The organism is Blastococcus sp. SYSU DS1024 (assembly GCF_054050795.1).
Map to the genome: position 1 here is coordinate 24,737 of NZ_JBJHAA010000021.1, position 19,606 is coordinate 44,342.

Annotated in this window: 23 protein-coding genes; 16 read left to right on the top strand and 7 right to left on the bottom strand. The window is 75.4% G+C overall.

The features are described from left to right. Positions 1 to 186 precede the first annotated feature (186 nt). Positions 187 to 1,740, top strand: a complete 1,554-nt coding sequence (locus tag ACI79S_RS16970; RefSeq protein ID WP_456594614.1) for a DUF222 domain-containing protein — start codon at positions 187 to 189, stop codon at positions 1,738 to 1,740. A gap of 161 nt (positions 1,741 to 1,901) precedes the next feature. Continuing rightward, complete coding sequence (locus ACI79S_RS16975) at positions 1,902 to 2,795, top strand: oxidoreductase (RefSeq protein ID WP_456594615.1); 894 nt, start codon at positions 1,902 to 1,904, stop codon at positions 2,793 to 2,795. A 20-nt stretch (positions 2,796 to 2,815) separates the two neighbouring features. On the opposite strand, the gene ACI79S_RS16980 is transcribed toward ACI79S_RS16975, so the two are convergent. After that, entirely contained in the window at positions 2,816 to 4,153 is a 1,338-nt protein-coding gene (locus tag ACI79S_RS16980) for a D-arabinono-1,4-lactone oxidase (RefSeq protein WP_456594616.1), read from the bottom strand. Positions 4,154 to 4,259: 106 nt separating this feature from the next. On the opposite strand from ACI79S_RS16980, the gene ACI79S_RS16985 reads away from it, so the two are divergent. Then, positions 4,260 to 5,465, top strand: coding sequence for an alanine racemase (locus ACI79S_RS16985; RefSeq protein ID WP_456594617.1), 1,206 nt, complete (start codon positions 4,260 to 4,262; stop codon positions 5,463 to 5,465). Here ACI79S_RS16985 and ACI79S_RS16990 read toward each other — a convergent pair whose 3' ends face one another. The 4 genes from ACI79S_RS16990 to ACI79S_RS17005 form a co-directional block, all read right to left on the bottom strand. Then, positions 5,466 to 7,085 (bottom strand): ABC-F family ATP-binding cassette domain-containing protein, encoded by a 1,620-nt coding sequence (locus ACI79S_RS16990; protein ID WP_456594618.1) that lies wholly within the window; start codon positions 7,083 to 7,085, stop codon positions 5,466 to 5,468. Between the two features lie 42 nt (positions 7,086 to 7,127). Further along, complete coding sequence (locus ACI79S_RS16995) at positions 7,128 to 7,424, bottom strand: three-helix bundle dimerization domain-containing protein (RefSeq protein WP_456594619.1); 297 nt, start codon at positions 7,422 to 7,424, stop codon at positions 7,128 to 7,130. A gap of 102 nt (positions 7,425 to 7,526) precedes the next feature. Then, positions 7,527 to 7,652 carry a hypothetical protein gene (locus ACI79S_RS17000; RefSeq protein WP_456594620.1) on the bottom strand — a complete coding sequence of 42 codons (126 nt, stop codon included), beginning with the start codon at positions 7,650 to 7,652 and terminating at the stop codon, positions 7,527 to 7,529. Between the two features lie 68 nt (positions 7,653 to 7,720). After that, complete coding sequence (locus ACI79S_RS17005) at positions 7,721 to 8,326, bottom strand: class I SAM-dependent methyltransferase (protein ID WP_456594621.1); 606 nt, start codon at positions 8,324 to 8,326, stop codon at positions 7,721 to 7,723. 57 nt (positions 8,327 to 8,383) lie between these two features. On the opposite strand from ACI79S_RS17005, the gene ACI79S_RS17010 reads away from it, so the two are divergent. Further along, positions 8,384 to 9,148, top strand: coding sequence for a TrkA C-terminal domain-containing protein (locus ACI79S_RS17010; RefSeq protein WP_456594622.1), 765 nt, complete (start codon positions 8,384 to 8,386; stop codon positions 9,146 to 9,148). A gap of 38 nt (positions 9,149 to 9,186) precedes the next feature. Then, positions 9,187 to 10,248, top strand: a complete 1,062-nt coding sequence (locus tag ACI79S_RS17015) for a winged helix DNA-binding domain-containing protein (protein ID WP_456594623.1) — start codon at positions 9,187 to 9,189, stop codon at positions 10,246 to 10,248. A 21-nt stretch (positions 10,249 to 10,269) separates the two neighbouring features. On the opposite strand, the gene ACI79S_RS17020 is transcribed toward ACI79S_RS17015, so the two are convergent. Then, entirely contained in the window at positions 10,270 to 10,713 is a 444-nt protein-coding gene (locus ACI79S_RS17020) for a nitroreductase family deazaflavin-dependent oxidoreductase (protein ID WP_456587451.1), read from the bottom strand. 53 nt (positions 10,714 to 10,766) lie between these two features. On the opposite strand from ACI79S_RS17020, the gene ACI79S_RS17025 reads away from it, so the two are divergent. From ACI79S_RS17025 to ACI79S_RS17075, 11 genes are all read left to right on the top strand, one after another. Then, positions 10,767 to 10,883, top strand: coding sequence for a neutral zinc metallopeptidase (locus tag ACI79S_RS17025; protein ID WP_456587450.1), 117 nt, complete (start codon positions 10,767 to 10,769; stop codon positions 10,881 to 10,883). A 3-nt stretch (positions 10,884 to 10,886) separates the two neighbouring features. Continuing rightward, positions 10,887 to 11,666, top strand: a complete 780-nt coding sequence (locus ACI79S_RS17030; RefSeq protein ID WP_456594624.1) for an enoyl-CoA hydratase/isomerase family protein — start codon at positions 10,887 to 10,889, stop codon at positions 11,664 to 11,666. 306 nt (positions 11,667 to 11,972) lie between these two features. Beyond that, complete coding sequence (locus tag ACI79S_RS17035) at positions 11,973 to 12,815, top strand: hypothetical protein (protein WP_456594625.1); 843 nt, start codon at positions 11,973 to 11,975, stop codon at positions 12,813 to 12,815. 1 nt (position 12,816) lies between these two features. Then, positions 12,817 to 13,338 (top strand): phage holin family protein, encoded by a 522-nt coding sequence (locus tag ACI79S_RS17040; RefSeq protein WP_456594626.1) that lies wholly within the window; start codon positions 12,817 to 12,819, stop codon positions 13,336 to 13,338. Between the two features lie 44 nt (positions 13,339 to 13,382). Beyond that, entirely contained in the window at positions 13,383 to 14,147 is a 765-nt protein-coding gene (locus ACI79S_RS17045; protein WP_456594627.1) for a DUF3618 domain-containing protein, read from the top strand. A gap of 207 nt (positions 14,148 to 14,354) precedes the next feature. Next, positions 14,355 to 14,792, top strand: a complete 438-nt coding sequence (locus ACI79S_RS17050) for a response regulator transcription factor (RefSeq protein WP_456594628.1) — start codon at positions 14,355 to 14,357, stop codon at positions 14,790 to 14,792. Further along, positions 14,789 to 16,573, top strand: coding sequence for a sensor histidine kinase (locus tag ACI79S_RS17055; RefSeq protein WP_456594629.1), 1,785 nt, complete (start codon positions 14,789 to 14,791; stop codon positions 16,571 to 16,573). Before ACI79S_RS17050 ends, ACI79S_RS17055 begins: the two co-directional genes overlap by 4 nt. A 174-nt stretch (positions 16,574 to 16,747) precedes the next feature. Next, positions 16,748 to 17,353 carry a TasA family protein gene (locus ACI79S_RS17060; protein ID WP_456594630.1) on the top strand — a complete coding sequence of 202 codons (606 nt, stop codon included), beginning with the start codon at positions 16,748 to 16,750 and terminating at the stop codon, positions 17,351 to 17,353. Positions 17,354 to 17,382: 29 nt separating this feature from the next. After that, positions 17,383 to 17,967, top strand: a complete 585-nt coding sequence (locus ACI79S_RS17065; RefSeq protein WP_456594631.1) for a signal peptidase I — start codon at positions 17,383 to 17,385, stop codon at positions 17,965 to 17,967. Then, complete coding sequence (locus ACI79S_RS17070; RefSeq protein WP_456594632.1) at positions 17,964 to 18,377, top strand: fibronectin type III domain-containing protein; 414 nt, start codon at positions 17,964 to 17,966, stop codon at positions 18,375 to 18,377. The genes ACI79S_RS17065 and ACI79S_RS17070 overlap by 4 nt, the downstream gene beginning before the upstream one ends. Beyond that, the gene (locus ACI79S_RS17075) at positions 18,371 to 18,790 is read left to right on the top strand and encodes an Hpt domain-containing protein (protein ID WP_456594633.1); all 420 of its coding nucleotides are present in this window, start codon (positions 18,371 to 18,373) and stop codon (positions 18,788 to 18,790) included. Before ACI79S_RS17070 ends, ACI79S_RS17075 begins: the two co-directional genes overlap by 7 nt. Positions 18,791 to 18,834: 44 nt before the next feature. Here the strand turns inward: ACI79S_RS17075 and ACI79S_RS17080 are convergent, their stop codons facing one another. Then, positions 18,835 to 19,545 (bottom strand): response regulator transcription factor, encoded by a 711-nt coding sequence (locus ACI79S_RS17080; RefSeq protein WP_456594634.1) that lies wholly within the window; start codon positions 19,543 to 19,545, stop codon positions 18,835 to 18,837. Positions 19,546 to 19,606: the final 61 nt, after the last annotated feature.

Here is a 19,606-nt window from a genome sequence, read left to right on the forward strand (position 1 = left end):
ACGAGGTCCCCGGCCACCGCCCCGCGGTGACCGGGGACCTCGTCGCGCGGGCGCGCCGTCGCGGTCGCGGTCGCTACCGATTGCTGGTCACGGCCGGCTCGCACCCGACCACCCCCGCACCACGCGCTGACCCTCGTGCAGCGCCGACCTGCGGAAATTGTCGTACCCCCTGCCTAGCCTGCGGGTATGTCGGTGGTCGGGTTCGCGGTCGGGGTGACCGTGGCGCCGGTGTCCGACGCGCCCTCGCCGTGGGAGCTGGAGGATCCCGATCCGCAGCGGTGGGACGAGCCGCTCAGTGCCTGGTTGCCCGCGCGGCGCAGTGCTGCGCAGGCCGCGGAGCTGCTGGGGCAGATCGTGGCCGCGGAGGCTCGGCTGGCCGCGCTGCGCGCGGAGCTGGTGATGGACCTGGCCGCGGCCCGCCCCGCGCCGGCCGACCTGCTGCCCGGCGGTGAGCGCGCCGGGCAGGTCGGCCCGCCGGAGGTGAGTGAGTTCGTGCCCGATGAGCTGGCCGCGGTGCAGAACTGCAGCCGCACGGCGGCGGTGACGCAGTTGGAGCACGCCCACGTGCTCACCACCGTGCTGCCGGCGACCTTCGCCGCGCTGCGGCTGGGGCGGCTGGACTGGCCGCGGGCCCGGGCGATCGCCGCGGAGGTCGCCGCGACCGGCGCCGACACCGACCCGGGCGTGATCGCCGCCGCCGAGGCGGCGGTGCTGCCGGGAGCGGTCGAGCTGGGGGTGGGGAAGCTGCGGGCGGCGGTGCGCACCGAGCTGCTGGCCCGGGATGCCGCCGCGGCCGATCGGCGGCGGGAGGCCCGCCGGCGCGCGGCGGATGTGACGGTGCGCCCGGTCGGGGACGGGATGAGCGAGCTGCGCGCCCTGCTGCCGCATCCCGAGGCCCGCGCCTGCCGCGACGCCCTGGATCGGCACGCCCGCGCGGCGAAGGACGCCGGGGATGCGCGCCCGATCGGGATGCTGCGCGCCGGAGCGCTGGCCGATCTGCTGCTGCGCCCCTGGCAGCAGCAGCCGGCGGTGACCGCGCAGCTGACCGTGGTCGCACCACTGTCCGCGCTCACCCCGGCCAAGTTCCTCGCGTCGGGCGCCCCGGCCCCGGCCGCCTTCACCCGCCCCGGCACCGCGACCCCGGTCGGGGAGGTCGACGGGGAGCCGATCACCGCCGCCCACCTGCGCGAACTGCTCACCCAACTCGACGGCCTGGGCGTGCACGCGCCGTCCGGCGGCAGCCTGCAGATCGCGCTCACCGACGCCACCGGCAAGCTGCGGGCCGTCACCGGCCGGGCGGAGCTGGCCCGGCTGGCCACCCGCGGCTGCCCCGACCACCCCGCCCGGTCCTGCGGCTGCCCGCTGCTGGACGTCCCCGGGCCGGTGGACCGCTACCGCCCCTCGGCCGCCCAGCACCGCTTCCTCGAGGCCCGCGACCGCACCTGCCGCCACCCCGGCTGCACCGCACCCGCCGCCTGGGCCGACCTGGACCACGTCCTGCCCCACGCCGACGGTGGCGCCACCGCCTGCGAGAACCTGTGCTGCCTGTGCCGCCACCACCACCGGCTCAAGACCTTCGCCCCCGGCTGGCAGCACACGATGAGCGACGACGGCGTGCTCACCGTCATCACCCCCACCGGCGTCACCCGCACCAGCCGACCACCCGGCTACCGCGTCCTCACCGCACCACCCGAGCCGCCACCACCAGCCGACCCGGACGACGACCCACCACCCTTCTGACCCGCCCGGTCAGCAGGTCATGGCCGCTCGGCGCATGCGCCGCCGGGCGGCCGGCGTGGTCCACGCCGCCTGGCCCTCCGGCTGCTCGCGGTGCCGGCAGCCAAGGGGGAGAAGGCTGCCGGGACGCGCATGAGCTGCCCCCGCCGGGTAGGGGTCGGGGCATGACGACCACGACCGCGGAGAAGTCCGGCAGCTACCGACTCGGCGACCGGGAGGTGCGCCGGCTCGGCTACGGCGCCATGCAGTTGGCCGGCCCCCACGTCATGGGCCCGCCGGCCGACCGGGACGCCGCGATCGCCGTCCTCCGGCGCGCCGTCGAGCTCGGCATCGACCACATCGACACCAGCGACTACTACGGCCCCACGGTCGTCAACGAGTTGATCCGCGAGGCGCTGCACCCCTACCCCGACGAGCTCGTCATCGTCACCAAGGTCGGCGCCCGCCGCGACGCCGACGGCGGCTGGCCGGAGGCCCTGGCGCCCGACGACCTGCGCCGGGCGGTGCAGGAGAACCTCGAACACCTCGGCGTCGAGGCCCTCGACGTGGTCAACCTCCGCATGCCCGGCTTCGCCGAGCCGGTGCAGCGCTCGCTCGCCGAACCCTTCGAGGCGCTGGCAGCGATGCAGCAGGAAGGCCTGATCCGACACCTCGGCGTCAGCAACGTGACGCCGCAGATGTTCGCCGAGGCCCGCGCCATCGCCCCCGTCGTGTGCGTGCAGAACCACTACAACCTGGTGCACCGCGCGGACGACCCCCTGATCGACGCCCTCGCCCGCGAGGGCGTCGCCTACACGCCGTTCTTCCCCCTGGGCGGGTTCACCCCGCTGCAGTCGGCGGCCCTCGAGACGGTCGCCCGCCGGCTGGAGACGACGCCCATGCAGGTGGCGCTCGCCTGGTTGCTCGCCCGCTCCCCCAACGTGCTGCTCATCCCCGGCACCTCGTCGGTGGCCCACCTCGAGGAGAACGTGCAGGCGGCCGCCCGGGTGCTCGGCCCGGAGGAGCTCGCCGAGCTCGACCGGATCGGCGGGACCGGCGAGCCCGACCCGGCCGACTGAACGGTGGCCGGTGGTGCGCCTCAGCCGCGCGCCACCGGCCCCAGCACCCGGTCCAGGTACCCGTTCGAGAGCACGCCCGCCGGGTCCAGCCGGTCGCGCAGCGCGACGAACTCCCCGAGACGCGGGTAGCGCCGGCCCAGCGTCGCGGTGTCCAGCCCGTGCAGCTTGCCCCAGTGCGGCCGGCCGCCCACCTCGCCGGCGATCCGCTCGAGCGCGGCGAACCAGCAACCCGGCTCGGTGCCCGCGGGGACGTGTGCGGCGATGTAGGCGGTGTCGCGCCCCGACGCCGTCGACAGCGGGACGTCGTCGGCCGCGGCCAGGCGCACCTCGACGGGGAAGGCGGCGCGCCAGTCGCCGGCCTCGTGCACCCGCCGGAGCTCGGCCAGCACCGCCGGTGCATCGGCCCGGGGGACGGCGTACTCCATCTCCAGGAAGCGCACCCGCCGCCGGCTGACGAAGACGCGGTGCGAGTGGTCGGTCCAGGCGCGAGGGCCCAGGGCCCGGGCCGACACCCGCGCCAGGGTGGGCACCAGCGCAGGCACGCGGCGCCCGGCGGCGACCACCCCGGCGAAGGCCGCGTTGGCGAGCACCTCGTCGTCCCACACCGCCCGCCAGCGCGGGAGCGGGTCGAGCCCCTCGGCGAGCGGGACGCGGGTGTTGCGCTTCAGCAACGTCGCGTCGGTGTGCGGGAACCAGTAGAACTCGACGTGGTCGGTGGAGGCCATCAACTCGTCGAAGCCCTCCAGCGCCGCGGTGAGGGTGCCCGGACCCTCCTCGGCGCGGAGCGCGAACGCGGGCTCGCTCTGCAGCGTCACCGCCGTCACCACCCCCAGCGCACCCAGGCCCACGCGGGCGGCGGAGAACACCTCCGGGTTCCGCTGCGCGTCGCAGGCGAGCACCTCGCCGGAGGGCAGCACCAGTTCCAGCCCGCGGACCTGCGTGGCGAGCCCGCCGAACCGCGCCCCGGTGCCGTGCGTCCCGGTGGCCAGGGCGCCCGCAACCGTCTGCCGGTCGATGTCGCCGAGGTTGGTCAGCGCCCACCCCCGGCGCAACAGCTCCACGCCCAGCCGGTGCAGCGTGGTGCCCGCGCCCACGGTGACCAGGCCGTCATCGGTGAGCTCCTTCACCCCGGACAGCCGGTCGCACACCAGCTGGACGTCGTCGGGCAGCCCGACGCCGGAGAAGGAGTGCCCGCTGCCGATCGGCCGCACCCGCCGCCCGCCGGCGGCCGCCGCGGTGAGCACCTCGGCGACCTCATCGGCCGACCCGGGGTGCACCGCGGTCACCTCGGCACGCTGGTTGCCCGCCCAGTTGCGCCAGCGCGTGCGCTCACCCGCCCGGTCCAGCGGCTCGGTCACAGGGTCTCCCTCCGTCGAGCGCGCACTCTGGTGGGTGCGCCCGCGGCCGGTCAACCGCCCGGGCGCCCTTGCCCGCCGTGCTCCGCACCCGGCACGCTGCGCGGTGATGACCGCGGACCAGCACCGGGCCCTCGAGCGCGCCACCTCGACCCTCGACGCCCCGTTCGCCGTCCTCGATCTCGCCGCGCTGGACGCCAACGCGGCCGACCTGGTTGCCCGCGCCGCCGGCCGGCCCGTCCGGGTGGCCAGCAAGTCCGTCCGGTGCCGCGGTGTGCTGCGCCGCGTGCTCGCACGACCCGGGTTCTCCGGAGTGCTGGCCTACACCCTGCGGGAGGCGCTCTGGCTGGCCGGCGGGGACGACCCCGTCAGCAGCGACGTCGTCGTCGGCTACCCCACGGCGGACGTCGGCGCGCTGCGGGAGCTCGCCCGGGACGAGCGGGCGGCGGGGCGGATCACCCTGATGGTCGACTCCGCCGGCCACCTGGACCTGCTCGACGCCCTGGTCCCGTCCGCGGGGCGCCCGGCGCTGCGGGTGTGCATCGACGTCGACGCCTCCCTGCGCGCCGCCGGCGGGCGCGTCCACGTCGGGGTCCGGCGGTCGCCGGTGCACGCCCCCGGGGAGGCCGCCGCGCTGGCCCGTGCCGTGGTCGCGCGCCCCGGCGTCGAGCTGGTGGGCCTGATGGCCTACGAGGCGCAGATCGCCGGGCTGCAGGACGCACCGGCGGGCCGCCCGCTCCGGGGGCTCGCGGTGCGGGGGCTGCAGGCGGTCTCTGCCCGCGAGCTCGCCGCCCGCCGCGCCGAGGTCGTGGCCGCGGTCTCCGCGGTGGCGCCCCTGCGGTTCGTCAACGGCGGCGGCACCGGCAGCCTGGAGCGGACCGCGGCCGAGGCCGCCGTCACCGAAGTGGCGGCGGGCTCCGGCCTCTACTCCCCCACCCTGTTCGACGGGTACCGGGCCTTCACCGGCCGCCCCGCCACCTTCTTCGCCGTCCCGGTGACCCGCGTCCCGGCGCCGGGCGTCGTCACCGTGGCCGGCGGGGGGTGGATCGCCTCGGGGCCGCCGGGGGCCGACCGGCTCCCGCTGCCGGTTTTCCCGGCGGGGCTCCACCGGCTGCCCGCAGAGGGCGTCGGGGAGGTGCAGACCCCGTTGCGCGGGCCGGGCACCGCGGGCCTGCGGATCGGTGACCGGGTGTGGTTCCGCCACGCCAAGGCCGGGGAGCTGTGCGAGCACGTCGACGTCCTGCACGCGGTCGACGGCGACACCGTCGTCGACGCGCTCCCCACCTACCGCGGCGAGGGCAAGGCCTTCGGCTGATCAGCGGGCGCGGGCGACCCGCGTCTCGTCGAAGACCGGCTCGGCGGACTCGTACACCCGGCCGTCGGCACCGAAGACCAGGAACCGGTCGAAGGAGCGGGCGAACCAGCGGTCGTGGGTGACCGCGAGCACAGTCCCGTCGAAGGCCGCGAGCGCCTCCTCCAGCGCCTCCGCGGAGAGCACGTCGAGGTTGTCCGTCGGCTCGTCGAGCAGCAGCAGCGTCGCGCCGGACAGCTCCAGCACCAGGATCTGGAACCGCGCCTGCTGGCCGCCCGACATGGTGCGGAAGGGCCGGTCGGCGGAGTCGGTGAGCCCGTAGCGGCGCAGCACGGCCATCGCCCGGCCGCGGTCGACGCCCGGCCGGCCAGGTTCCCCGTGCCAGAGCAGGTCCACCGGTGTCCGGTCCTGCCACTCCGGGTGCGCGTGGGTCTGGGCGAAGAAGCCGGGGACGACGCGGGCCCCGAGCCGCCAGTCCCCGGTGTGCGCGACCTCCTGGCCGGCGAGCAGCCGGAGGAAGTGCGACTTGCCCGCACCGTTGGCCCCGAGGACGCCGATCCGGTCGCCGTACCAGACCTCGAGGTCGAACGGCTGCATGAGGCCGGTCAGCTCCAGCTGCTCGGCCATCACGGCGCGCACCCCGGTGCGGCCGCCGCGCAGCCGCATGGCCACCTTCTGCGCCGGCGGCCGGTCCGGCGGCGGACCGGCCGCCTCGAACTTCGCCAGCCGCGTCTGCATCGCGTGGTACCGGTTGGCCATGTCCGGTGAGTTGGCGGCCTGCTGCTGGAGGGTGCGGACGAGGTCGACCAGCCGCTGGTGCTCCTCGTCCCAGCGTCGGCGCAGCTCGGCCAGCCGCTCGTGCCGCGCCGTCCGCGCCTCGTGGTAGCTGGCGAAGCCCCCGCCGTGCACCCACGCCGTCCCGCCCTCGACGGTGACCACCCGGTCGGCGACGCGGGCCAGCAGCTCCCGGTCGTGGCTGACGAACAGCACGGTCTTGCGGGTCTCGAGCAGCCGCTGCTCCAGCCAGCGCTTCCCGGGCACGTCGAGGTAGTTGTCCGGCTCGTCGAGCAGCAGCACCTGGTCCGGCCCGCGCAGCAGCGCCTCCAGCGCCAGCCGCTTCTGCTCCCCACCCGACAGCGTCGCCAGTTCGCGGTACTTGCAGCGCTCGTAGGGCACACCCAGGGCCGCGACGGTCACCGTGTCCCAGGTGACCTCGGCGTCGTACCCCCCGGCGTCCCCCCACTGCGCCAGCGCGTCGGCGTAGGACATCTGCGAGCGCTCGTCGTCGGTCTCCATCAGCGTCAGCTCGGCGGCCTCCACGGCGTCCCAGGCGTCCCGCACCGCAGGGGGAGACAGGTCCACGAGGAACCGCTGGACGGTCGTGCCGTCCCGCACCGCCCCGATGAACTGGCGCATCACCCCGAGGCCGCCGGTGCGGGCGACCGAGCCCGCCTCCGGCACCAGGTCGCCGGCGATGATCCGCAGCAGCGTCGTCTTCCCCGCGCCGTTCTCCCCCACCAGCGCCGCACGCGCACCCTCGCCGACGCGGAAGGAGACGTCGTCCAGCAGCACCCGCCCGTCGGAGAGGGTGTGCCGGACCCCGGTCACGTCGACGTAGCCCACGCCGTCATCCTGCCCCGCGGGGCAACCGGGTTCCGGGCGCGGTCAGCCGATGTGCCGGTCCAGGCGGTAGCGCGCCAGCCGCTCGACCAGCTCGGGCAGCGCGCCCACCGGTGATCCACCGAGCTCCCGCCGGCAGTCCCGGACGATCCGCACGACCACCCGTCGCCCGACCCGTCCGGAGAACTCGCCGCTGAGCCGGCCGACCGCAGCGGCGACGGCGTCGTCGCAGGGGACGACGGCGTTCCGGTGGAGCCGGTCACCGCGGGCGGACGGCCCTCCCGTTCCGGCGGGTTCGTCGGCGGCGGGGCCGGAGGAGCTCGGCGGGACGACCTGGGTCATCGGCGGTCCTTCGTTCCGGGGCGGTACCGGGCCGGCATGACCGCGGCGGTTCCATACGGTTCCGTTCCGCGGCGGTCGGCACCAGGGCCCAAGGACCCGGGGTCAGCGCGCCACGATCGAGAGCACCGTCGCACCGGCGGCGAGCAGCATCGCCAGGACCACCAGCGCGGCGACCAGTCGCCGGCGCCGCTCCGCGTCACGCCCGCCGGCGCCACCCATCCCCATCACACCGGGCGACGCTACCGCCGCGGTCGCGCTCGGGCCTGCGCGTACCCGCCCCGGTCACGGCCCGAAGGCTATGGGCGCGCCGCGCCGGGCCCACCGGTCAGCGCGCGCCGTCCCCACAGCAGGGTGTCGAGGGCGGTGCCGTGCGGGGTGTCCCGGCGGACCTGCTCCAGCCGGTCGACCTCGAGCAGGCGCGCGACCGGCGCCAGGCGGTCGACGCCGTGCAGGATCGCCGGCTCCTGCGGCCCGCCGACACCCGAGGTGAGGTTCTCCACGTCGTGCCCGAGCAGCAGCAGCCGGCCACCGGGCCGCAGCCAGCCGACGGCCCGGGTGAGCAGCGCGGTCATCTCCTCCTCGGGCAGGTGGAGGTAGGCGACGAGCACCAGGTCCAGCGATCCCGGCGGCGCCGACCAGGTCAGCACGTCGGCGGTGACCCAGCGGACCCGCTCCGCGCCGGGGCTGCCCCGGCCGCGGGCGAGGCCGACGGCGGAGAAGTCGACCGCGGTCACCGTCCACCCCCGGGCAGCCAGCCAGAGGGCGTGCCGCCCCTCCCCGGCGGCGAGGTCGACCGCGGCGCCCGGCGGGAGGCCCCCGAGCAGCTCCGCCACCAGCGCGTTGGGCTCGCCCGACCACTGGGCGTGCTCGGCGTAGCGCCGGTCCCAGTCCTCCGCCCGCACGCCGGCAGTCTCGCAGCCGGAGTCGCTGCCCGCGCCCGGGCGGGGTAGAGGTGGTGCGTGGCCGCCGTCGTCTCCCTGGTCGTCATCGTCACGCTGGGCCTGCTCGTCACCCGGGTGGCCACGGTGGCACTGACCATGACCGGCATGTCGTTGCAGCACGCCCGCTTCCAGGCCCGCTCGGCCTTCACCGGCACCGGTTTCACGACCTCGGAGGCCGAGGCCGTGGTCTCCCACCCGGTGCGCCGGCGGATCGTGATGGTGCTGATGCTGGTCAGCGGCGCCGGGGCCGTGTCGGTGCTGGGCACGCTGATCCTCACCTACGCGGGCGTGGACTCCACCGCGGGCGGGGTGCGCCGGACCCTGGTGATCGTCGGCTCGATGGCCGCGCTGCTCTGGCTCTCCCGCAACGACCGCGTCGACCGGGTGCTGCGGCGGGTGATCGAACGGGTGCTCAGCCGGGTCGCCGACCTCGACGTCCGCGACTACGCGGCGCTGCTGCACCTGCGCGGCCGGTGGCAGGTGGTCCAGCTGCCGGTCAAGGACGACGACTGGATCTCCTCGCGGCCGCTGGGCCGGCTCCGGCTGCCCGAGGAAGGGGTCGCCGTGCTGGGCGTCGAACGGGACGACGGCACGTGGATGGGTGCGCCCAGCGAGGACCTCCGGCTGCGCACCGGCGACGTCGTGGTGCTCTACGGGCGGCAGGCGATCCTCGACGACATCACCGACCGGCTGCACGGCGAGGAGGGTGAACGGGCCAGCGAGCGGTCCCGCGCCTGGCACGCCGCGACGCCTCCGGTCGAGGTCGTCGAGCGCCGGCGCTGACCTCGGGAACCGTCGTACCCCTCTGCGAGGGTGTGCCCGTGACGACACCGCACGACATCGGGCTGCTCCGGCTGGTCGCGCAGCGGCTCGCCGGGCCGCCGGCGGAGGACGCCGCCACGGCCGTCCGCCGGTTGGTGGCGGTGCAGGGCCAGGACTTCCCGGGCGCGGTGACGTCGGTGGCCCTGCGCACCCGCAGCCGCGACCGGGGCGACGTGCTGCAGGCGCTCGACAGCGGGGCCGTCGTCCGGTCCTGGCCGATGCGCGGCACGCTGCACCTGGTGCCCGCCGAGGACCTGCCGTGGCTGCTCGAGCTGCTCGGCCCCCGGGCGCTGGCCGGGCTGGCCGGTCGGCGGGCCGCCCTGGGCCTGACCGAGGCCGATGCCGAGCGCGCCCCGGAACTCGCGCGCGCAGCCCTGTCGGGGGGCCGGCGGCTCTCCCGCCGCGCGCTGCTGGGGGTGCTGGACGACGGTGGCGTGCACACCACCGGCCAGCGCGGCTACCACCTGCTGTGGTTCCTCTCCCAGACCGGAACCCTCTGCCTGGGGCCGACCGAGGACGGCGAGCAGCTGTTCGTGCTGCTCGACGAGTGGGTCACCGCCCCACGCCGGCTCCCCCGCGAGGAGGCGCTCGCCGAGCTGGTGCTGCGGTACTTCCTCGGCCACGGCCCGGCCACGGTGCACGACCTGGTCCGCTGGGCTGGGACGACGGTGCGCGACGTCCGCACCGGGCTCGACGCGGTCCGCGACCGGCTGGCGCGCATCGAGGTGGACGGGACCGAGCACTTCCTCGATCCGGAGACCCTGGACCGCTGCGCGGCGCACGGGGAGGCCGCCCGGGCACCGCTGCTGCTGCCCGGCTTCGACGAGTTCGTGCTCGGCTACGCCGATCGCGGCGCCGTCCTGGACCCGGCCGACGCCCAGCGCATCGTGCCCGGGCGCAACGGCGTCTTCCGCCCGACCGTGGTCGTCGACGGCCGGATCGCCGGCACGTGGCGGCTCACCGGCCGGGGCGCCGCACGGACCGTCGAGGCCGAGCCGTTCACCGCCTGGGACGCCGACGTGCAGGCAGCCATCACCCGGCTCGCGGACGCCTGGCCCTGACCGGCTCCGCCCCGGTGCTGCTCAGCGGCGCTCGACCAGGAAGACGGGGATCTGCCGGTCGGTCTTCTGCTGGTACTCGGCATAGGGCGGGTAGGCCGCCACGGCCCGCTCCCACCACTCGTCCCGCTCCGCACCGGAGATCTCCCGGGCGACGCCGTCCCACGGCTCGGGGCCGTCCTGCACGGTGACCTGGTCGGGGTGCGCCCGCAGGTTGGCGACCCACGCCGGATCGGTCGGCGCCCCGCCCTGCGAGCCCACCATCGCGTACACGCCGTCGTGCTCGACCCGCATGAGCGGCTGCTTGCGCACCTTGCCGCTCTTCGCCCCGCGGGTGCTGAAGATGACCACCGGCAGCCCCGTGTCCAGGAGCGTGTTCGCCTCCCGGCCCCCGGTCGCCTCGTAGCGCTCGACCTGCTCGCGCACCCACTGCTGCGGACTCGGTTCGTACTCACCTTCCAGCGGCATGCTCCCGAATCTAGGGGCGCCGCGGCGCGCCCGCCCGCCGACCCGGGTCGCGGGTGCCCGGGCCCCGATGGCACCGTGTCGTCGGCCAGCGGCAGCGCTGGTTCCGCACCGGGTACGAGACCGGTGACCCCAGCCGCTGCGACACCTTCGCCACCGACGACCTGGGCTGAGGAATGACCGACCACCTCCGCGTGACCCGGGACGGCTCCGTCGCCGTCCTCACCATCGACCGGCCGCAGAAGCGCAACGCCATGACCGTGGGGATGTGGGCGGCGCTGCCCGCCGTGCTGGCTCCGCTCGCCGACGACCCCGGGGTCCGGGTGCTGCTGGTCACCGGCGCCGGCCCCAGCTTCTGCGCGGGCGCCGACATCTCCGATCTGCTCGGCGGCGAGGACCCCGCGGATCCGATGGCCGACGTCCGGCGGCACAACCTCGCCGCGCAGGCCGCGCTGCGCACCTTCCCCAAGCCGACGGTGGCGGTGGTGCGCGGGCACTGCATCGGGGGCGGGGTGGAGCTCGCCACCTGCTGCGATCTCCGCTTCGCCGACCCGACGGCGGTCTTCGGGGTCACCCCCGCCAAGGTCGGCATCGTCTACACGCCCTCCTCCACCAAGGCCCTGGTGGACCTGGTGGGGCCGGCGACGACGAAGTACCTGCTGTACAGCGGCGAGCTGATCGACGCAGCCACCGCCCTGCGCACCGGGCTGGTCGACCGGCTCGTCGACGCCGAGGACCTGGCTGCCGAGGCGCACCGGTTCGCCGGGGTGCTGGCGTCCCGCTCCGCGCTCACCCAGCGCGCCACCAAGGAGACCGTGGCCGCGCTGGCCGAGGGCGGGGACGGCGAGGCGCTCGCCGCGGCGCGGTACCGGGAGACGATCGCCGCCGGGGAGCTGGCCGAGGGCGTACGGGCCTTCGCGGAGCGCCGCGCCCCGCGCTTCCCCTGGTCCGGCTGACGCCGGGGGCGTCCGGCGGTTTCACCCACCCCTCACCAGGGGTACCCCACCCGTTGCGCGGAACGGCGCTCTTCACGAGCGGCAGGCGGATGGCGCAGCGACGACGCTGGCCAGCCCCTGCCACCCCCGATCCCGCCCCGAGACGCACGGATGCGCCGGGTGGACTTCGGTCAGCTCTTCCCGCCCCACCAGGGCGCCGAGCCGACGTCGTCGCGGCACCCCGGGCCCCGTGCAGGGCCCGGATGTGTGCCGGAACGGCGTCGGGGTAGCGCTCCCACCGACCACGAAGCATGCCGAGGAGGACCGATGACTCACTCCATCGACGCCCCGTTCCCGCCACCGGTTCCGCCGACGACGGGCACCACGACGGGCACCACGAACGAGAGCTCGTCCACCAAGGACGCAGCCAAGCACGAGGCGAAGAACACCAAGGACGTCGCCAAGCACGAGGCCCAGCACACCAAGGACGTCGCCAAGGACGAGGCCCGCAACGTCGGGCAGACCGCTGCCCAGGCCGGCAGCCAGGTCGCCTCGACCGCCGCCGACCAGGCCATGAACGTGGCGAACGAGACCCAGCGCCAGGCCATGGACCTCATCGAGCAGGGGCGCACCCAGCTCAAGGAGCAGGCGGTCAGCCAGCAGCAGAAGGCCGCGACCGGCCTGTCGTCCCTCGCCCAGGAGCTGCGCGGCCTCGCCGACGGCACGAGCGACGGCGCCCCCGGCCCCGCGCGCGACCTGCTCCACCAGGCCTCCGGCGTCGTCGAGGGCTTCGCCGACAAGCTGCAGAACCGCGAGCCGGCGCAGCTCCTCGACGAGGTGCGCAGCTTCGCCCGCCGCAAGCCGGGCCTGTTCCTGCTCGGTGCCGCGGCCGCCGGCATCGTCGCCGGTCGGCTGACCAGCGGGGCCAAGGCCGCGCACAGCGACTCCGGCTCGGGCAACGGTGGTCAGCGCAGCACGCCGACGAACTACGTCGACCCCGCGCCGACGTACTCCGACTACTCCAGCGCCACCACCGGCGCGGGAACCGGCACCGGAGCCCCGCTCCCGCCGCCGCCGTACGGCACGGTGCCGCCCGCCGGCAGCATGGTGCCCCCGGCGACGCCCGCAGGCTGGGACGACCCGGCCCGCCGGCCCGGTGAGGTGCGCTGACATGAGCACCCCCTACTCCGGAGCCACCCCCGCCGGGTCGCAGGGCTACGCGGAGCCGACGCCGCAGAACTACGCGGCTGACTACTCCCAGGGCCAGCAGCACAGCGGCGACATGGGCACCCCCACCACCGACTCCGGTCACCCCGACGTCGAAGGCGTCTCGGTCGGCGCGCTCATCGGGGAGGTCACCAAGGACCTCTCCACCCTGATGCGCCAGGAGCTCGAGCTGGCCAAGGTCGAGCTCAAGAGCGAGGCCAAGAAGGCCGGGCAGGGCGCCGGCATGTTCGGCGCCGCCGGTTTCGCCGGCTACATGGTGCTGATGTTCCTGTCCTTCGCCCTCTGGTGGGCGTTGGAGAACGTGATGGACGCCGGGCTGGCCGCCCTCATCGTGGCCGTTCTCTGGGGCGTCGTCGGGGCCGTCGCGTACGTGATGGGCCGCAAGAAGTTCGAGCAGGTGAACCCGAAGCCCGAACGCACCGTGGACACCCTGCAGCAGGTGCCCGGCGCCCTCAAGCCCAACTGACCACCAGACCGCTGAGGTCTCTTGAACGGCAGGAGCCGATACCAATGACCAGCAGTGACCCGGACGTCATCCGGCGGCAGATCGAGGACACCCGGCGCGAGCTCAGCTACGACGTCGACGCCCTCAACGAGAAGGTCAACCCGTCCCGCGTCATGGACCGGCGGGTGACCGCGGCCAAGGGCCGCATGACCACCCTCAAGGAGAAGGTCATGGGTTCCGCCCACGACACCACCGCGACGGCCCAGCACCGGGCCTCCGACGCGGCGGGCTCCGTGCAGGGCGCGGCGCAGAATGCGGCGGGCTCGGTCCAGGGCGCGGCCTCGAACGCGGCCGACAGCGTGCAGAACGCGGCTTCGTCCGCGGTCGGCGCCGTCCAGCAGGCACCGGACACCATCGCGCGCCAGGCGCAGGGCAACCCGCTCGCCGCCGGGCTCATCGCGTTCGGTACCGGCTGGCTGATCTCCAGCCTGCTCCCTGCCTCGCACAAGGAGCAGCAGCTGGCCCAGCAGGCCGAGTCGACGCTGCGCGAGAACAAGGACGCCCTGCTCCAGCCGGCGAAGGATGCCGCGCAGGAGATGGGTGAGCAGCTCAAGCCGGCCGCCCAGCACGCGATGGAGGAGGTCAAGTCCACCGCCCAGGACGCGGCCGGGACCGTCAAGCAGGAGGGCCAGTCCGCGGCCCAGGACGTGCAGGGGCAGGCCCAGCAGTCCAAGGAGTCGGTGCAGGGCCAGGCCGAGCAGTCCAAGCAGTCGGTGCAGGGCCAGGCCCAGCAGTCCAAGCAGTCGGTGCAGAGCCAGTCCGGCTCCTGACACCCCGCGGGTCCACCGACCCGCACCATCCGCCTGCGCCCCGCCGGGTCTTCCCGGCGGGGCGCAGTGCTGTCCGGCGCCCCACCCCAAGGGGTGAGCCGCCGGGGTCCGCGCTGCAGGCCTCCCGTCGGGGCGCCGTTCCTCCTCGGGACGACGCCTCCGGTCCCACCGCACCCGCGGTGCGGGACCACGACCGACGGGAGCCCCGTGGACCCGGCCCTGCACTCCCCCGGCGGCGGCCCCGCCGGGCCGGCCACGAGCGGCGCCGTCCGCGTGCTCGTGGCCGACGACGAGGACGACATCCGCGACCTGGTGTGCCTGGCCGTGCGCAAGGCCGGTTGCCAGGTGGTCGTCTCGGCACCCGACGGCGCGGTCGCTCTCGCCGCGGCACGGGCGGAGCTGCCCGACCTCGCCGTCCTGGACGTCTCCATGCCCGGCGCGACGGGTCTGGAGATCTGCACGGCGCTGCGCGCCGACCCTGCCACCGCCGGCACCCGCATCCTGCTGCTGTCCGCCGGCGCCTCACCGGACGAGGTGGCCCGCGGCCTGGCCGCCGGGGCGGACGCCTATCTGGCGAAGCCGTTCAGCGTGGCCGGTCTCGTGCACGAGGTGCGGGCGCTGACCGCGCGGGAGCCGGTGGCATGACCCTCGCCGTCCTCGACCGGCCACGGGACGCGCGCCCGCCGTGGACCCGCCGGCTCACCCGGCCGTCCGCCTGGCAGGCCGCCGTCCGCGGGCCGCTGGCGTCCACCGTCCTGCTCACCGCGGTCGCACTGCTGCTGCTGACCGGTGACGTCCCCGTCGCCCACCAGGCACTGGTGCACGCCGGCCTCGCCGTCGCCGTCGCCGCCACGGGCGTCGGCTGGTTCGCCCGGTCGGGTTCGATCCCCGGCTCGTTCGCCGTACCGGTCGCGCAGCTGGGCGCCGCCGGCCTCCTGTACGCCGGCACCGCGTCGGCCACGACCCTCGTCCTCCTGCTCGGCCCGCTCTGGGCGCTCGCCACGCACGCCGACCGCCGGGGGGTGCTGGTCGCGGTGGCCGGGACCACGGGCGTGCTGGCCGTGCCCTCGCTCGTGGGTCCGCTCGCCGCTGCCGGCGCCCCTCCCGGCGCGCTGCTGGTCGGCCCGCTGGTGGTCGCCGTCGGCGGCCTCGCGATCAACGAGAACGCCCGCCGGGTGGCCACCCAGGCGCGCCACATCGCACAGCTGCAGCACGAGCAGGCGGCCCTGCTGGCGCAGGTGCGCAACCGCGCGGACGAGCTCGACACCGCCTCGCGCATCCTCGCCGCCCGCGCCCAGACGATGACCAGCGTGATCGACGCGGTCACCGAGCAGTCGATCATCGGCACCGACCGGGACGGCACGATCCGGGTGTGGAACCCCGGCGCGGAGAAGATGCTGGGCGTCCCGCGCCCCGACGTGGTCCGCACCCGGTCGATCCTCGAGTTCCACCTGCCCGAGGAGCTGGACGCCGCGGCGGCGGACGGCGGTTGCGGCACCGGGCTGGAGGCGCTGGTGCACGTCGCCCGGGAGCACGGCAGCGACGTCCGCGACTGGACCTACGTCGCCGCCGACGGCAGCCACCGCACCGTGTCCGTCGCCATCACCCCGCGCTCGGACGACCGCGGGGTGCACGCCGGCTGGAACTTCGTCGGCACCGACATGACCGAGGCGCGCGCCACCGAGCGGATGAAGGACCAGTTCGTCAGCCTCATCAGCCACGAGCTGCGCACCCCGCTGAGCTCGATCCTCGGCTACCTCGAGCTGGTCATGGACGACGAGGACTCACCGCTCACCGACGAGCAGCGGCAGTACCTGTCCACCGTGGAGCGCAACGCCCAGCGTCTGCTGCGGCTGGTCGGCGACCTGCTGTTCACCGCGCAGGTGGAGAGCGGCCGGTTCACCCTCCAGCCGGCCGACGTCGACCTGGCCGGCGTGGTCCGTGCCGCCGAGGAGACCGCCCGGGTCGCCGCCGCCAACGCCGGGGTTCGGATCCTCGTCGACGTCCCCGGGGAGGCCCTGGTGGTCTCCGGGGACGCCGTCCGCCTCGGGCAGGCGTGCGACAACCTGGTCTCCAACGCGGTGAAGTTCACCCCCGCCGGCGGGGAGGTGCGGCTCGTCCTCCGGTCGATGTGGCGCTCCGCCGACGGCGAGCTCCGCCCGGACCCGGTGCCCGGCGCGGAACCGGTCGCGCAGCTGTCGGTCAGCGACACCGGCATGGGGATCCCCGCCGGTGAGCAGGGCCAGCTGTTCACCCGGTTCTTCCGCTCCTCGACCGCCCAGCGCAACGCCGTTCCCGGGGTGGGGCTGGGGCTCACGATCACCAAGGCCATCACCACCGCGCACGGCGGCACGCTGGACCTGGTGAGCACCGAGGGCGTCGGCACCACCTTCACCATGACGCTCCCGGCACCCGCGGCGGCCTGAGCCCGCACGGCCCCTTCCGCCCCGCCCCGCGCACGTCCGGGGGCCGGGCGGAGGGGGCCTTCCGTTCTTGCGGATTCCTTGCGGATCGCTCGCGGGTGACCTGCGGTTCGCCGCGCAGAGTCCCCTGTGTCGCCGGCAGACCGGCGCCCGCCCGGACACAGGAGACGCAAGGACATGAGCACCAAGGCCACCGCCACCGGCTCCACCGCCCGCAAGGTCGTCGGCTCCCTCGGGGTGATCGGCGCGGCCGCCGCCGTCGCCGGCCTCGGCACCTTCGGCAGCTTCACCGACTCGACCTCGGTCGACACGACCATCAGCTCCGGCACGGTCTCCATCGACCTCGCCAAGCCCGTGGCCATCCCGGTGACCACCGCCGGCTTCGTCCCCGGCGACACGCTCACCCGCCCGGTGACCCTGGTCAACGACGGCGACACCGCCCTCGCCGCGGTCAACCTGAGCGCGACGGCCGCCGTGTCGAGCGTCCTCACCAGCGACACCGCCCGGGGCCTGCAACTGGCCGTCAAGTCCTGCGACGTGGCCTGGACGCAGGGCGGCACCGCGTCGACCTGGACCTGCGCCAGCGGCGAGAAGACCCTCGGCTCGGGCGCCGTCCTCGCTCCCGTCGCCCTCGGTGACGCGAAGTCGCTGACCGCCGGCGGCACCGACCACCTGGCCTTCTCGATCAGCCTGCCGACCACGGCCGACAACACCTTCCAGGGCAAGACCGCCGCCCTGACCCTCACCTTCACCGGCACCCAGCGCAGCGGCACCGCCCGCTGAGCCCGGACCGACGACCCGGAGACCACGCCATGACCACCGTCCTCCCCGTCCGCGCCACGGCCGGCCGCACGGCCGACCGGGCCCGCCGCATCGTGGGCCGCACGGCCCCGTGGCTGGTCCGCGGGGTCATGGGGGTCGCCGTCCTGGCCTTCGCCGTCCTGGCCGTCGGACCGCACGTGCTCGGCTACCGCACGATGACCATGCTGACCGCGAGCATGGCCCCCGAGATCGAGCCGGGCGACATCACCATCGCCACCCCGATCGACGTCACCGAGCTCACCGCCGGCATGGTGATCACGTACCACATGCCGGTGGGCGACCGGAGCCTCGTCACCCACCGCATCGTCTCGGTCGACCACACCGCCGACGGCGGCGTCACCGTGCAGACCAAGGGCGACGCCAACGAGGCGATCGACCCGTGGACGGCCGGCCTCACCGGCGACACCGTCTACCAGGTCCGCGCGGTCATCCCCGAGTTCGGCCACCTGGTGCAGCTGCTGCGCACCCCCGTCGTCAGCCAGGTGCTGCTCTACGGGGCCCCCGCGCTGCTCGCCGGCTGGCTGCTCCTGACCATCTGGCGCCCCACCCCCGTGACCGAGGAGGACCGAGCATGAACGCCGTCCGCCGCGCCCTGGCCGTCACCGGCCTCGCCGTCGCCGTCACCGCCGGCGCCACCGTCCCGGCCTGGGCCGCCCTCACCGGCACGGCGGCGCTGTCGACGACCATCTCGACCCCGGTCATCCAGCCGCCCACGGCGGTCAGCACGGCCGGCAGCTGGTGCTTCCTGGGATTCGGGGCCCGGATCTCGTGGACCCCGAGCACGTCCGCCGACGTCAGCGGCTACGTCGTCACCGCCCGCCGGAGCGACGGCACGACGTTCGTCGTGGGCCGGACCGGGCCGCAGGGCACGAGCGTCAGCGAGACCTACTGGGCCTCCGGCCGCAGCTACACGTTCACCGTCACCGCCGAGACCCCGTACGGCTGGACGGCGACGTCCGCCCCGACCGCGGCCGTGACGTGCTGATCAGCCTGCCCGCGGGCCGGACGGCCCCTGCCCCCGGCCGGACCGTCGTCCTCCTGTCCGACGACGGGCTCGTGGACTTCCTGCGCGGCCGGACCACGGGGCCGGCCGCGCAGGCGGAGCCCCCGACCGGCGCCGGCGAGCACGACGAACCGGTGGACGCCGAGCTGATGGACCGCCTGCAGGGCATCTACGCCGATGCGCTGCCCACCCGGCTGTCGGCCATCGACTGGCACACCCGCGCCGGCGACGCCACCGCGGTCGCGTTCGCCGCGCACACCCTGGCCGGCACGAGCGGTCAGCTGGGCCACCCGGAGGTCGCCTCCCTCTGCCGGGAGATCGCCGCCGACGCCCGCCGTGGCGTGCTAGCCCACTCCCGGGTCGCCCGGCTGCAGGAGCTCGCCGGCGTCTGCTGAAGGACCCCGGTGGATCGTCGGTGCCGCCGGCCCCCCTGCGGCGGCTACGCCGCGACGAGGCGGTAGCCGACGCCGCGGACGGTCTTGATCTCCGGCGAGTTCAGGCCGGCGGCCACGAGCTTGCGGCGCAGGTTGGACATGTGCGCCTCGACCAGCCTCAGGTTGCCTTCCCAGTCGGTCTGCCACACCTCGCGCAGCAGCGTCTCCCGCTGCAGCACCCGGCCCGGTCGCGAGGCGAGGGCGGCCAGCAGGTCGAACTCGGTGCGGGTCAGGTCGACGACCTCGCCGTCGACCCGGACCTCGCGGCTGTCCTCGTCGACCTCGAGCTCGGCGAGCCGGCGCACCGACTCCGCCACCGGAGCCGGCTCCGCGGCCGGCTGCGGGGCGGTCCGCGGGAAGCGGAGCATCGCCTGGACGCGGGCCACGAGCTCGCGCGGGGAGAACGGCTTGGCCATGTACCCGTCGGCGCCGACGGCCAGCCCGATGAGCAGGTCGACCTCCTCGGCGCGCGCGGTCAGCATGAGGACGTAGCAGGGCGTCTCGGCGCGGATCTGCCGGCACACCTCGGTGCCGTCGGCGTCGGGGAGCCCGAGGTCGAGCACGATCAGGTCCGGCGGGTCGCGCCGCACCTCCACGATGGCCTCGGCACCGGTGCCGACGGCGCGCACGGCGAACCCGGCCCGCCCGAGCACGGTGGTCACGAGCTCGCGGATCTCCTGGGTGTCCTCCACCACGAGCACGGACTGGTCCGGCACGACGTCTCCTCCTCGCTGCTCGCTGAGCGTGCGGAGGCTGGTCCTCCGGTCACCTGACCGG

Coding starts and splice junctions, on each gene's coding strand:
- ACI79S_RS16970 (WP_456594614.1), top strand. CDS start 187: ATGTCGGTGGTCGGGTTCGCGGTCGGGGTGACCGTGGCGCCGGTGTCC.
- ACI79S_RS16975 (WP_456594615.1), top strand. CDS start 1,902: ATGACGACCACGACCGCGGAGAAGTCCGGCAGCTACCGACTCGGCGAC.
- ACI79S_RS16985 (WP_456594617.1), top strand. CDS start 4,260: ATGACCGCGGACCAGCACCGGGCCCTCGAGCGCGCCACCTCGACCCTC.
- ACI79S_RS16995 (WP_456594619.1), bottom strand. CDS start 7,424: ATGACCCAGGTCGTCCCGCCGAGCTCCTCCGGCCCCGCCGCCGACGAA.
- ACI79S_RS17020 (WP_456587451.1), bottom strand. CDS start 10,713: ATGCCGCTGGAAGGTGAGTACGAACCGAGTCCGCAGCAGTGGGTGCGC.
- ACI79S_RS17030 (WP_456594624.1), top strand. CDS start 10,887: ATGACCGACCACCTCCGCGTGACCCGGGACGGCTCCGTCGCCGTCCTC.
- ACI79S_RS17035 (WP_456594625.1), top strand. CDS start 11,973: ATGACTCACTCCATCGACGCCCCGTTCCCGCCACCGGTTCCGCCGACG.
- ACI79S_RS17040 (WP_456594626.1), top strand. CDS start 12,817: ATGAGCACCCCCTACTCCGGAGCCACCCCCGCCGGGTCGCAGGGCTAC.
- ACI79S_RS17045 (WP_456594627.1), top strand. CDS start 13,383: ATGACCAGCAGTGACCCGGACGTCATCCGGCGGCAGATCGAGGACACC.
- ACI79S_RS17055 (WP_456594629.1), top strand. CDS start 14,789: ATGACCCTCGCCGTCCTCGACCGGCCACGGGACGCGCGCCCGCCGTGG.
- ACI79S_RS17060 (WP_456594630.1), top strand. CDS start 16,748: ATGAGCACCAAGGCCACCGCCACCGGCTCCACCGCCCGCAAGGTCGTC.
- ACI79S_RS17065 (WP_456594631.1), top strand. CDS start 17,383: ATGACCACCGTCCTCCCCGTCCGCGCCACGGCCGGCCGCACGGCCGAC.
- ACI79S_RS17070 (WP_456594632.1), top strand. CDS start 17,964: ATGAACGCCGTCCGCCGCGCCCTGGCCGTCACCGGCCTCGCCGTCGCC.